11 protein-coding genes are annotated in these 13,274 nt (G+C 72.7%); 6 read left to right on the plus strand and 5 right to left on the minus strand.

Annotated features, from left to right (window positions below):
- The 3 genes from ACWEV0_RS23885 to ACWEV0_RS23895 form a co-directional block, all read right to left on the minus strand.
- Positions 1-181 (minus strand): AAA family ATPase (locus ACWEV0_RS23885; RefSeq protein WP_453151453.1); only part of this gene is annotated, 181 nt, incomplete at its 3' end.
- Positions 182-357: 176 nt separating this feature from the next.
- Positions 358-990 (minus strand): response regulator, encoded by a 633-nt coding sequence (locus ACWEV0_RS23890; RefSeq protein WP_453151454.1) that lies wholly within the window; start codon positions 988-990, stop codon positions 358-360.
- The gene (locus ACWEV0_RS23895; protein WP_453151455.1) at positions 987-2,129 is read right to left on the minus strand and encodes an ATP-binding protein; all 1,143 of its coding nucleotides are present in this window, start codon (positions 2,127-2,129) and stop codon (positions 987-989) included. Before ACWEV0_RS23895 ends, ACWEV0_RS23890 begins: the two co-directional genes overlap by 4 nt.
- A 278-nt stretch (positions 2,130-2,407) precedes the next feature.
- On the opposite strand from ACWEV0_RS23895, the gene ACWEV0_RS23900 reads away from it, so the two are divergent.
- Entirely contained in the window at positions 2,408-3,679 is a 1,272-nt protein-coding gene (locus ACWEV0_RS23900) for a YncE family protein (protein WP_453151456.1), read from the plus strand.
- 93 nt (positions 3,680-3,772) lie between these two features.
- Here ACWEV0_RS23900 and ACWEV0_RS23905 read toward each other — a convergent pair whose 3' ends face one another.
- Positions 3,773-5,842, minus strand: a complete 2,070-nt coding sequence (locus tag ACWEV0_RS23905) for a galactose-binding domain-containing protein (protein WP_453151457.1) — start codon at positions 5,840-5,842, stop codon at positions 3,773-3,775.
- Positions 5,843-6,063: 221 nt separating this feature from the next.
- A complete protein-coding gene (locus ACWEV0_RS23910; RefSeq protein WP_453151458.1) occupies positions 6,064-6,657 on the minus strand; it encodes a TetR/AcrR family transcriptional regulator in 594 nt (197 codons plus the stop codon).
- 271 nt (positions 6,658-6,928) lie between these two features.
- On the opposite strand from ACWEV0_RS23910, the gene ACWEV0_RS23915 reads away from it, so the two are divergent.
- The 5 genes from ACWEV0_RS23915 (at position 6,929) to ACWEV0_RS23935 (ending at position 13,213) form a co-directional block, all read left to right on the plus strand.
- A complete protein-coding gene (locus ACWEV0_RS23915; protein ID WP_453151459.1) occupies positions 6,929-9,271 on the plus strand; it encodes a collagenase in 2,343 nt (780 codons plus the stop codon).
- A 71-nt stretch (positions 9,272-9,342) separates the two neighbouring features.
- Positions 9,343-10,506: an NAD(P)/FAD-dependent oxidoreductase gene (locus ACWEV0_RS23920; RefSeq protein WP_453151460.1), complete on the plus strand. Its 1,164-nt coding sequence runs from the start codon at positions 9,343-9,345 to the stop codon at positions 10,504-10,506.
- Complete coding sequence (locus ACWEV0_RS23925) at positions 10,503-10,814, plus strand: (2Fe-2S)-binding protein (protein WP_453151462.1); 312 nt, start codon at positions 10,503-10,505, stop codon at positions 10,812-10,814. The genes ACWEV0_RS23920 and ACWEV0_RS23925 overlap by 4 nt, the downstream gene beginning before the upstream one ends.
- A complete protein-coding gene (locus ACWEV0_RS23930) occupies positions 10,795-12,231 on the plus strand; it encodes an FAD/NAD(P)-dependent oxidoreductase (protein WP_453151463.1) in 1,437 nt (478 codons plus the stop codon). Before ACWEV0_RS23925 ends, ACWEV0_RS23930 begins: the two co-directional genes overlap by 20 nt.
- A 73-nt stretch (positions 12,232-12,304) precedes the next feature.
- Positions 12,305-13,213 (plus strand): dihydrodipicolinate synthase family protein, encoded by a 909-nt coding sequence (locus ACWEV0_RS23935; RefSeq protein ID WP_453151464.1) that lies wholly within the window; start codon positions 12,305-12,307, stop codon positions 13,211-13,213.
- The last annotated feature ends 61 nt before the right edge of the window (positions 13,214-13,274 follow it).

Raw genomic sequence — 13,274 nt, forward strand, 5'->3', positions numbered from 1 at the left:
GTCGGGTCTTGCCGCTGCCCGGCTCGCCGGTGACGACGAGCGCTCCGCCGCGCCCCGCGCGGGCGGCCGCGAGAAGAGCGGCGATGTGCCCCGACTCGGAACCCCGGCCCACGAGTTCCTCCCGCCCCCCGACGGGAGGGGGCACGCGGACCGGGGTGGTACAGGCGTACGGCTGGGTCATCTGCCTCTCCAGTGGTGGGGGGAAGAGGAGGCGCCGGGCGGCCGGCGTCGAAGATGGCGGCGCCGCGCGGGGAGGCTGGGGGTGCCGCCGCGCGGTCGCCGTGGACGACGATACGGAGCGGGCCCCTGCCCCCTGCAGCCGTCCGTTTGGGGGGCTTGCGGGTCGGCCGGCCGGCGTCAGCCCCCGTCGAGGCTGTCCTCGCGCACCCGGCAGGCCAGGTCGATCTTGGTGTAGGCGGGGCGCCCGGCCTGCTGGTACTTGGCCTTGACCCGGTCGAGGTAGTCCTTCGCCGTGTGGACGGTGATGCCGGCCCGGCGGGCGGCGGACTTGAGGGTCATGCCGGACGCGTAGTCGAGCAGGATCTCCCGTTCGCGCGGCGAGAGCCTGGGCCGGGCCGGGCTGGTGTCGTGCGCGCAGGCGAAGGCGAGTTCGGGGGAGTGGGCGCCGTGACCGGCCACGATGTCCTTGATCGCGGCGACCAGCGTCGGCAGGTCGTTGTCCTTCGTCAGATAGCCGTCGGCGCCCGCCCGCAGCGCCTCGATGACCCGGGTCCGGTCGGGGACGGTGCTGATCACCAGCACCCGGCTGCCGCCGCCCAGCAGCCGCCGGATGTTGTCGGCGGGCTCGGAGCCGTCGCGCAGGAGCAGGTCGAGCAGCACGACGTCGGGCGGCGCCGTGGCGGTCTGGTCGAGGAGGCCGCCGACGCTCGCGGCGGTCGCCACGAGCCGCAGTTCCGGCACCCGGCCGAGCCAGGACCGCATGCCGTCGAGGAGCATCCGGTCGTCGTCGACGACGGCGACGTCGATCACGCGGGCCACCTCAGCTCCACCCGTACGCCCTCGCCGGGCGCCGTGTCGACGACGGCGCGGCCGCCGACCTCGGCCATCCGCGAGTGCACCGAGCCGCGCAGGCCGAAGCCCGGCACGTAGTCCTCGGGGTCGAAGCCGGGACCCCGGTCGACCACGGTGACGAGGAGCCCGCGGTCGCCGCTGCCGGCCGCGGTGAGATAGGCGTGGCCGGTGCCCGCGTGGCGCCGTACGTTGTTGAGCGCCTCGCGCGCGGCGTCGGCGAAGGCGGCGGCCACCTCGGGCGGCACCGGCGGCAGTTCGTGGTACTGGGCGGTGACCCGCAGCCGCAGGCTCTCCGCGGAGCGGACGGCGTCCTCCAGGGCGGCGCCCAGCTCCGGGTGGCTGACCTCGTCGGCGGTCTGCTGGATGAGCCGGCGCAGATAGGCGGCCTCGCGGCCGCAGCGCTCCCTGATCTCGGGCGCGTTGGCGTCGATGCCGCCGCCCGCGAGCGTGGTCAGGGTGGCGAGCACGGTGTCGTGCAGCGCCCGGTGGTGGTCGAGGCGTTCGGCGTACCGCGCCTTCTGGTGCTCCGCGGCGAGTGCGCGGGCGTTGGCCTCGTCGAGCAGCCGCCCCTGGCGGCGCAGGTACCACCACATGATCGCGGTTATCACCGCCGACGAGAGCAGCGAGTTGAGGTGTCCGCCGAGGACCGCGCGGCTCGCGCCCACCAGGTGGTAGCCCAGCAGATGGGTGACGACGAGCAGCGCGATCGCGGTGAGGGCCTGCCGCCGTGCGAGGACGATGGCGGCGAGGCCGCTCGCCGAGCCGCCGAGCAGCATCGCCCAGCCGATCGTCGGGGTCTCCCGGACCCCGCCCCACCCGTACAGGGCGTACGGCAGCGCGCATCCGGTGACCAGCACGTCGGCCCACACGAGCCGCGGCTCGAACCAGCCGCGCCGCAGCGCCGCCCCGTACACGAGCAGGCTGAGCGCGAGCGCCGCCGCGAGGCACAGGTACTGCACGGGGTGGCCGTCACGGCGCTGGGCGACGGCGAGGACGCCGACCGTGAGATGGCTGGCCCGGTAGAGGAGGGTGGTGAGGATCATGAAGGACTGCGCGCGCTGGAGGCCCGATCCGACCTCGTTCCCGGGCCGCAGCACCCTCAGCCGTCGTATCGCCCCGCCTAATTGTCGTATCGCCCCGCTCGCCTTGTGCACCGTTCCCCCAGAAATCGCGGTCGTTCACGCATTGTGCCTCAGCGGACACCCGCCGACAGGGCCTCTACCAGCCGTTTTGCGGACGGTGTGAAGGCGGCGTGCGGAAGCTGTGCCCGTGGAGCCGGGCGGTGCGGGACAGGGGAGCGCCAGGGGCTTGTCGGTGTGGCATGTCCATGGTTACCTCGGGTAAGCCCTCGTCAGGAGCCGGAAGAAGGAACCCCATGCCCTCTCCCCGCCTGCGCCTCGGCGCAGCCCTCGCCGCCGGAATCGCCGTCGTCGCCGCGCTCGGCGGCACACCGGCCGCCGCCCGGCCTCTCGTCCAGCCCGTCGCCACGGACGCCGGCGGCGGACTGCGCGAGGTGATGTTCGTCGGCAACAACTGGGACGGCACCGCCGATGTCATCGAATCCCGGGGCGAGTTCCGCCGCATCGGCCGGCTGAACGTGATCCCCGACCGGGAGGAGCGGCTGCGCGAGATCTACCTCGACCCGATCCGGCTGGGCTTCTTCCTCGGCGTCCGCAACGGACCGGGCGAGGGGCACGACCAGTTCGTCGACGACATGTACGCCACGCCCGACGGCACCGCCATGGTCGTGTCCCGGCCCAGCTTCGCCGACGTCGTCTCGATCGACCTGCGCACCGGCCGCATCAACTGGCGCTTCCCGGTCGCCGGTTACCGCTCCGACCACATGGCCGTCTCGCCCGACGGCACCCGCGTCGCCGTCTCCGCCTCCACCGCGAACACCGTCCACGTCCTCGACATCGTCACCGGCCGCCAGCTCGGCTCCTTCAAGACCGGCGACAAGCCGCACGAGAACGTCTTCACCTCCGACGGCCTGCTGTGGAACATGTCCATCGGCGAGGTCACCACCGCCCTCGACGCCCCCTGGCTCGACTGGACCAAGGGCGACCGGAAGATCACCGTGGTCGACGCGGCCACCTTCCGGACCGTACGGGTCATCGACATGCGCGAGCGGCTCGACGCCTTCGGGCGCGGCGACCTCTCCGACGCCGTGCGGCCCCTCGTCTTCACCCCCGACGAGAAGAGGATCTACTTCCAGGTCTCCTTCTTCAACGGCTTCCTCGAGTACGACCTCGCCACCGACCGCATCACCCGCCTGAAGACCCTCCCCGGCAACCCGGCCACCGACCCCGACCGCACCACCTGGGTCAACGACTCGCGCCACCACGGGCTCTCGATCAGCCCGGACGGCGGCAAGCTGTGCGTCGCCGGGACGATGGACGACTACGCGACCGTCGTCGACCGCGCCACCCTCCAGGAGGGCCCGCTGGTCCCGGCGGACAAGCCCTACTGGGCGACGGTCAGCGGCGACGGCAGGGACTGCGTCATCTCCGAGAGCGGCGCCGACCGGGTGACCGCGATCGACTTCGCCACCGGACAGCGGGTGGCCACCGTGGACGTCGGCGACCACCCCCAGCGGGTCCGCCTCGCCCGCGTACCGGCCGACTGGACCGGCCCCGCGGCCGGCTGACCGCGTCCCCGCGCCCGTACCCGCCCGCACACGACGAAGGGGCCTGCCGGACGGCGTCCGGCAGGCCCCTCCTTCGCGCACGCGCTCAGCGGATCAGGAGCGGGTGACCTTCACCTCGTACAGCGAGTAGCCCCAGCCGGTGCCCCGGTGCTCGCCGTGGATCCGGACGTAGCGGGCCGGCTGCGAGGCGAACTCGGCCGTGTCGTAGCCGCCGTCGCCGGAGTCGGTGGACCAGGCGGTCCGCCAGTTCGCGCCGTCGTCCGACAGCTCGATCCGGTACGCCCGCCCGTACGCCGTCTCCCAGTCCAGGGTGACCCGGCCGACCCGGCGCTCCGTGCCCAGGTCCACCTGCCACCACTGGTCGTCGTTCCACTCGCTGGCCCAGCGGCTGCCGGTGTCGCCGTCCACGGCACGGCCGGGGGAGTAGTTCACGAACGGGTTCCACCACTCGGTCGTGGAGGCCGAAGTGGGCTGGCCCGACGCGAGGTTGACGCCCATCTCGTGCTTCTCGGTCTTCTTCCAGGTGGTCAGGTACGACTCGGCGCCCCGGGACAGCTCGTCCACGACGCCCGGGCCGCCCGGGGTGAGCCGGATCTGCTCGATCCAGTCCGGTACGAGCCCGTTGTGCGCGGCGCCGTCGGTGTTGATGTCCCAGGTCCGCTCACCGGTGACCTGCCGGTCCAGGACCGAGCCGCCGTCGGCGCTGCGGAACGGGTACTTCACCGCGTTCGGGGCGTCCGCGCCGACCGGGCCCGGATGGGCGCCGACGCCGTTCATGTCGGTGCCGTAACCGAGCCCGACCCCGTACTTCCTGCGCAGGTCGGCCTTCTGCCCTGCCTCGCCGACGAAGCCCTGGGCGCTGCCCATGTACTGGGCGACGAAACCGCCGAGCCGGTACACCCGGTCCGTCCAGTCCAGGTCCATCCAGCTGTGGCTGGAGATGACGCCCGGGTACTCCTCGGCCTCCAGGATGTCCAGCGCCCGGCTCGCCGCCTTGACGCCCATGTGGTCGAGCTCCAGCATCATGCCGCGCTGCATCATGCCCTTCAGGGCGTACTCGCCGAGCCTGGTCAGCCCCCGCTTGTTGCACTGGGCGTCGGAGGCGTACGACGGGACGCTCACCCCGGCCGGCAGCAGCTCCGCCGCCGCGGCCGGCGCGGCCAGGCCGATCGGGTTGTCGTGCTGCGGGCCCGCGCACTTCTCGGTGGCCCAGAAGGTGCCGGTGGACAGGAACTGGCCGATGTTCACGGCGACACCGGTCGTGCCGCTGTCGAAGCGCACACCGCACAGCGCGTTGTCGAACTTGTGGCACAGGAACATGCTGCGCACGCCGAGCCCGTACAGCTCGTCCAGACCCTTGTCGATGTCGGCCTGCGAGCACTGCGGGACGTCCAGGATCATCTTGCAGCCGAACGGCTCCGAGGTCTCCACGCCCAGGACGACCGCGAGCTTGCCCTGCTCGATCACCGAGCGGGCCTGCGCGGAGTCGGTCACGATGCGGAACCAGCCCTTGCCCGGGCCGCCGTACATCTTGTCGACGAAGTCCTGCAGTTCGTAGCTCTTGCGGGCTTCGAGCCGGATGGCGTCCATCTCGTTGCAGCCGCGGTCGCGCGGCAGCAGGGAGCAGATCAGGCCGTTGGTCACCAGGTCGTTGACCAGGACCCGCTGCCCGCCGCGCCAGGCCCGCTCGACCCAGGCGTAGTAGTTCTGCTGGTGGCTCATCGAGTCAGGAGCGGGCCAGTCCTTGAAGGTGGGCCAGCCGACCGGGTCGTGCTTGCCGTTGTCGCCGCCGGTCAGATGCTCGAAGAGCGCGCCGGAGCCGTCCGGGTAGTGCTCCGGACAGTCCTTGAGCGCGTCGGCGACGCCGGCCTCGGAGAAGGTCGCGCCGCAGATCATGCGGCCGCCGAAGCCCTCGTTGGACATCAGGTGGTTGTGCGCGTCGACGAAGCCGCGCACCTTGCCCTGGGCGTCGGTCCCCTGGAAGGGGGCGCCCGTGACGTTGATCTGCGAGTCGGGGGCCGGCCGGGCGGTCGGCTCCCACCAGTTGCCACCGGTGTCGGCGGCGGGGACCGGCCCCGCGCCGAAGACGACGGTGGCCAGGGCGATGAAGAGGGACACCAGGGCGAACCGGCCGCCCGCCCCGCGTCGTGATGGTCGAATCATGGTCAGCGATGCCTTCGGTCGGGGGGATACCGGGCTGCGAGCCGCCTGTGGTGTTTCTGTGGGTAACAGGCGGCTCGGGCCGAGGATCGCGGCGATCGCCGAGTGAGTCAAGGGTCCGGGTCAAATGACCTGTTGATGGATCGTCAGCGGACGGGAGCGACCGTCGGCGGGCTGCCGGGCGCACGCCCGGCGTACGCCACGGCCGCATGGCCGGCCGGCGCTCAGCCCTCTATGAGGGCGACGAACTGGTCGGCCGTCGTGTCGAGCAGCGCCTCGGCCGCCCGCTCGTCGCCCAGCACCAGGTACTGCAGCGTCAGCCCGTCGATCACCGCCGCGAGCAGTCGGGCGAGCAGCTCCACCGACCCCTTCGGCACCACCCCGCGCGCCGCGCACACCTGTTCCACCAGCGTCGTCGCGGACGCCACGTACTGCGCGTACTGCGCCCGCGCCAGATGCTCGAAACCGGCCTCGCGCAGCGCGTACTGGGTGAGCTCGTACGTCAGCATGTGCTCGGCCGGATGCGCCGCCACGTGCTCCCAGTACGACCCGAGCGCCGCCCGCACCGTCTCCCGCAGCGTCCCCTTCGGCTCGACCGCGGACATCACCCGGGTCACGTAGCTCCCGGTGATCGACTCGATCGCCGCCTCCAGAAGCGCCTGCTTGGAGTCGAAGCAGTAGTGGAACACGCTCAGGGACACCCCGGCCTCGGCGCAGATCGCCCGGGTCGTGGCCCGCCCCACCCCGTCCCTGGCCATGACCCGGACGGCGGCCTCGACCAGCTGACGGCGTCGTTCGGCCGACGGCATGCGTGCCATGCATCCTCCTCGGGTCGCGGTCAGGCGCGGTCAGGTTAACCGTCCGTGGCCCGGTCGACCCGTCATCCGGGGGGAGCGCGGCACCGCCGGGGAGCCCGGCCGGAGCCACCCGCCAGGGACCGGTCGCGGAACTGATCGGCGCACAACCCTTGTCAGTACAATTTCACATTACTATTTTACTCCTCGTGCGCCGACGGCTCACATGCCGTCAACTCCCGTACGAGTCAAGGGAGTCGACCGCGCGCAATCCCCCACGAGGAGACCCAGAACCGTGCGTAGATCCCTGCTCGCCACCGCCATAGCGACGACCCTCGTCGCCTCCGCCGCCCAGGCCACGGCCCAGGCCACCGAGCGCCCCGCCCCCACCCAGGCCCAGGCGCCCGCCACCTTCGCGCCCATGGCGCCGACCGCCGGCAACCCCTTCGACGAGGTCGACCACCTCGCCACCGCCACCCCGGCCAAGCCCGCTCCGGCCCCCGCCCCCGGCGGCACGAACGCCAAGCCCCGCGTCCCCGGCCCCGCCAAGTCGCAGGCCACCACGACCAGGCAGCGCACCGCACAGGCCCCCGCGACGCTCGCCACCGGCGTCCCCTGCACCCTCGACGGCATCACCGGCCTGTCACCCGAGCAGTTCGCGGACTTCCTGGCCGACCCCGCCGTCACCGCCGACGGCTGTCTCCGCACCCTCATCTGGACCTGGGACGCCCGCCTCGCACCCGTCATGTCCGACGCCCACGTGCAGGCCGTCTCGCACCGCATATCCGCGCTCGCCGCGAGCCACGACGGCCGCAACACCACCCACCTGGAGGAGATGTTCACGTACCTCCACGCGGTCGCCTACCACGACTACTCGCGCTCCGAGATCGACATCACCGACGCGCCGACCGTCGACGCCATGCGCCGCGCCATCGCCGACTTCGCCGGCGCCGCCCACACCTTCGACGTCACCGCGACCAACGCCCGCACCCTGCGCGAGGCCCTCTACGCCGGCAGCGCCCCCGGCCTGCGCCAGTACCAGCTCGGCACCATCGTCAAGGTGCTCGCCACCATGGACGCCGCGCACACCGCCACCAACCAGGACGCCGCCTGGGGCGGCGCCGCCCTCGCCGCGCTCTCGGTCAACTACCTGGGCGTCTACCCGGGCAACCAGGACGCCGCCTTCCAGGCCGCGGTGAAGGCCGACCCCGCCTACCGGGCCACGTTCAAGGCGTTCGCCGGCTACACCCACCTCAAGGGCACGGCCAACGCCTGGGTGGTGCGCGACGCGCTCTCCGAGTACGGCCGCTTCGGCCAGATCGACGGGCTCAAGGACGGCGTCGCCGCGGACCTCGGCGGCCTGCTCGGCACCGTCGAGTCCAACTTCGGCTACGGCAGCGAGCCGTGGGCCAAGGTCGTCACCTGGCTCGACTTCTACGGCGCCTGCGCGCCGTACAACGTCTGCAAGGCCGACATCGAGAAGCGCCTCTTCCCCAACACGTACTCGTACGACAACGGCGGCATCAAGGTCCGCACCGCCCTCGACCGGGCCACCGTCGACCAGCTCTACTACGCGAGCAAGCAGGTCAAGGCGCAGTTCCACCGGGTGCTCGGCACCGACCAGCCGCTGGCCGGCGACCCCAACAGCACCCTCAACATCGTGCTCTACGCCTCCCGCGCCGACTACGAGGTCTACCACCCGCTGCTCACCGGCTACTCCACCAACAACGGCGGCATCTACATCGAGAACGGCGCCACCTTCTACACGTACCAGCGGCGCGTCCCGCAGGACTCCAGCCTCACCCTCGAAGAGCTCTTCCGGCACGAGTACACCCACTACCTCAACGGCCGCTGGGCGGTCCCGGGCTTCTTCGGCGAGGGCCCCTGGTACCAGGGCGACCGCACCACCGCCATGGACGAGGGCACGGCCGAGTTCTTCGACGGCGCCACCCGCGACAACGGCATCGCCGTCCGCAAGTCGCTGGTCCGCGGCATCATCAACGACACCGCCGGCGGCAGCCCGCGCATGAACGTGCGCCAGCTGCTGCACGCCACCTACGACGGCGACGGCTTCCGCTTCTACAACTACGCGGGCACGTTCTTCGAGTTCCTGTGGACCGAACGCCCGGGCCTGCTGCGCGAGATGTACACCCACATCCGCGCGAACGACGTCGCCGGCTTCGACGCCTGGCGCGACCGCATGGGCGCCGACGCCAACCTGCAGGCCACCTACGACCGCTTCCTGGACGCGCAGATCGCCCAGGTCGACCGCCTCTACGTGCCGAACACCACGTTCACGCCGAACGAGCAGCTCACCTACTCCACGGTGGCGGGGGTGCGGACCGCCTTCGCCGGGGCCACGTACAGCAACCCGGACTGCGTCGAGAACGGCGACACCGCCAAGCGGCGCTTCATCTGCACCGGACGGATCACCGCGAACCTGACGAACTGGAGCAGCGACGACCAGAACTTCAAGGACATGTCCGAGACGGTCGACTACTTCATCCTCGACCGCGCCGCGGAGTCCCGCCTGAACAATCTGGCCGACATGAACTGCAGCTTCGGACCGGTCGAGATCTGGTCCAACCACGCCGCCGGCACGTCGAGCTACCGCTGCGAGGGCCCGCTCCGCAGCTGACCGCCCCTCATGTTCCTGCCCAGGCCCGGGAGGGCCTGGGCACCGTCAAAAGAATGTGACATATTACTGCCGTGCCCAAGAGACACTCCCTGGACGCCGTGATCATCGGTGCCGGCGTCGTCGGAGCCGCCTGCGCGTACTACGCGGCCCGCTCCGGCCTCTCCGTCGCCGTCGTCGACCGCGGTCCCGTCGCGGGCGGCACCACGGGTGCCGGGGAAGGAAACCTGCTCGTCTCCGACAAGGAGGCGGGCCCCGAGCTCGACCTCGCGCTGCTGTCCACGAGACTCTGGCGCGAACTGTCCGACGCACTCCCGCCGGACATCGAGTACGAGCCGAAGGGTGGTCTCGTCGTGGCGCCCGACGAGACCACCCTGAAGGCGCTGCGCACCTTCGCGGAGGGCCAGCGGACCGCGGGTGTCACCGCGACCGAGATCGAGTCGCGGCAACTCCCCGACCTCGAGCCGAACCTGGCCGAGGACCAGGCGGGAGCCTTCCACTATCCCCAGGACGCCCAGGTCCAGCCGGCGAAGGCGGCGGCCCGCCTGCTGGCCGCGGCCCGGATCCCGGTGTATCTCGGCGAGGAGGTCACGGAGGTCCTCCGCGACCCCGCCGGAGCCGTCCGGGGCGTCCGCACCCCGCGCCGCGAACTGCTCGCGCCCGCCGTCGTCAACGCGGCCGGCACCTGGGGCGGCGAGGTCGCCCGCCTCGCGGGCAGCCACCTCCCGGTGCTGCCCCGACGAGGCTTCGTGCTCGTGACGGAGCCGCTTCCCCGCGTCGTACGGCACAAGGTGTACGCGGCGGACTACATCGCGGACGTCGCCAGCGGGTCGGCGTCGCTGCAGTCCTCGGCGGTGGTCGAGGGCACCCCCGCCGGCCCGGTCCTGATCGGCGCGACCCGCGAACGCGTGGGCTTCGACCGCACGCCGTCCCGCGAGGCCCTGCGCCGCCTCGCGGCCCAGGCGGCCGCCCTCTTCCCGGTCCTGGCGGACGTCGACGTCATCCGGACCTACCACGGCTTCCGCCCGTACCTCCCGGACCACCTCCCGGCGATCGGCGCCGACCCCAGGGTCCCGGGCCTGCACCACGCGTGCGGCCACGAGGGCGCGGGCATCGGCCTGGCGCCGGCGACGGGACTGCTGATCGCGGCCGGACTCACCGGGGCGGAGCCACTCCTCGACCTCGCCCCGTTCCGCCCGGACCGCGCGTTCGACACCCACGAAGGAGCCTCCCAGTGACCACCCCACGAGACCTCGTGGGCGGCGCCCCGCACCGCACGTACACGATCGGCTTCGACGGCCGTGAACTCCCCGTCGCCGAAGGACAGTCCATCGCCGCCGTGCTCTGGTCGGCCGGCATCGTCTCCTGGCGCGCCACCCGCACCACCGGCGCGCCGCGCGGGGCGTTCTGCGGAATCGGCCAGTGCTACGACTGCCTCGTCACCGTCAACGGCCGCGCCAACCAGCGTGCCTGCCTCGTTCCGGCCCGCCCGGGCGACTCCGTCACCACCCAGGAGGGAACCGGCCGTGCCGCACTCGGCTGCTGAACCCGGCGCTGACCCCGCCGTCGATCCCGCCGTCGGTTCGGGCTTCGATCCCGTCTTCGACCTCGCCGTCGTCGGCGCGGGCCCGGCGGGCCTGGCCGCGGCCGTCACGGCCGCCGACCTCGGCCTCAGGGTCGCCCTGCTGGACGCGGGCGCCCGCCCCGGGGGCCAGTTCTACCGGCACCCCGCGCCGGAACTGGGCGCGGCGCGCCCGCAGGCGCTGCACCACGAGTGGCGGGCGTTCACCTCCCGCCTGCGACGGCTCGACGCACACCGGAAGGCCCACCGGATCACGTACCGGCCGTCCCACCAGGTGTGGTCCGTCATTCCCGAGACCACCGGCGCCCTGACCCTCCACGCGCGCACGGACGAGGACACCGCGACGGCCGTCACCGCCCGCGCCGTCCTCCTGGCCACCGGCGCCTACGAACGTCAGCTTCCCTTCCCCGGATGGACCTTGCCGGGCGTGGTCGGCGCCGGCGGCGCGCAGGCCATGCTCAAGAGCGGCCTCGTGCTCCCGGGCCGCCGGATCGTCGTCGCCGGCAGCGGCCCGCTGCTGCTCGCGGTCGCCGCGTCCCTCGCGAGCGCGGGCGCGCGCGTCCCGGCCGTCGTCGAGGCGTCGGCGTACGGCGGCTACGCGAGCCACACCGGCACCCTTCTCCGCAATCCGGCCAAGCTCCTCGAAGGCGCCCGCTACGGCTCGGCGCTCCTCCGCCACCACACCCGGCTCCTCACCCGGCACGCCGTCGTCGAGGCGCACGGCTCCGACCGGGTGGAGGCCGTCACGGTCGCCCGGCTCGACCGGGAGTGGCGGCCGGTCCCGGGGACGGGCCGCCGCATCCCGTGCGATGCGGTGGCGGTGGGCCACGGGCTGGTCCCGGAGCTGTCCCTCGCCACGGCCCTCGGCTGCGCGACCCGCACGGCCCCGGACGGCACGGTCTCCCTGGAGCTCACCGACGACCTGCGCACGTCGGTGCCGGGCGTCTGGTCGGCCGGCGAGACCGGCGGCATCGGCGGCGCGCAACTGGCGCTGGTCGAAGGAGAGCTGGCGGCCCTTTCCGTCGCGGGGCGCACCGAGGAGAGCGACGCCCTGCGCCGCCGCCGCACGCGCCTGCGCGCCTTCGCCGACGCCATGGGCGCCGCGCACCGCCCGGGCACGGGCTGGACGGACTGGGTGAGTGACGCGACGGACGTGTGCCGGTGCGAGGAGGTGCCGGCGGCCCGGATCCGGGAGGCGGTCGACGAGCTGGGCGCCCACGACGCACGCACCGTCAAACTCCTCACCCGCGCGGGCATGGGCTGGTGCCAGGGCCGGATGTGCGGCCCGGCGGTGGCGGCGCTCTCGGGCTGCGGCCCGACGCCGGACCGCAGGCCGTTCGCCTGCCCGGTGCCGCTCCGCCACTTGGCGGACCATCCGTAACCCACCTCCTTCGCGGTCTTGTGACCGCCGTACGCCAGTCAGTAAAATGTCACACACTACAAAGGAGTTGTTGATGAGCGTCCCCACCTGGAGCACCACCCGTCCCTGGCGCGGCATCATGGTCGCCACCGCCCTCCCTCTCCGCGACGACCTGTCCGTCGACTACGACGCCTACGCCGAGCACGTCCGCTGGCTGATCGAGAACGGCTGCGACGGCGTCGTGCCCAACGGCTCCCTGGGCGAGTACCAGACCCTCACCGACGAGGAGCGCGCCCGCGTGGTCCGCACGGCGGTCGAGGCGGCCGGTGACGGTGCCAGGGTCATGCCCGGCGTCGCCGCCTACGGCAGCGCCGAGTCCCGGCGCTGGGCCGAGCAGGCCGCCGAGGCGGGCGCGGGCTCGGTGCTGCTGCTGCCGCCGAACGCCTTCCGGGCCGACGAGAACGCCGTGCTCGCGCACTACGCGGAGGTCGCCGGGGCCGGCCTCCCGGTCGTCGCGTACAACAACCCGATCGACACCAAGGTCGACCTCACCCCGGCCCTCCTCGCCCAGCTGCACTCCGCGGGCCACATCGTCGCCGTGAAGGAGTTCAGCGGCGACGTCCGCAGGGCGTACGAGATCGCCGAACTCGCCCCCGAGCTCGACCTGTTGATCGGTGCCGACGACGTCCTCCTGGAGCTGGCCCTCGCCGGGGCGGTGGGCTGGATCGCCGGATACCCCAACGCGCTGCCCACCTCCTGCGCCGAGCTGTACCGCGCCGCCGTCGCCGGGGACCTGGCCACCGCGCTGCCGCTCTACAAGTCGCTGCACCCGCTGCTGCGCTGGGACTCCAAGACGGAGTTCGTGCAGGCCATCAAGTTGTCGATGGACCTCGCGGGCCGCACCGGCGGCGTCACCCGCCCGCCCCGCCACCCGCTGACCGGCGCGGCCGAGACCGCCGTGCGCTCGGCGACCGAGAAGGCCCTGGCCGACGGCCACCACTGACCGGCCGGCCGGCCGACCCCCTTCGACGGGTCGGCCGGCCGACTTCACCGGCCCACCCCAC

The sequence above is a fragment of the Streptomyces sp. NPDC003943 genome, from assembly GCF_053605265.1.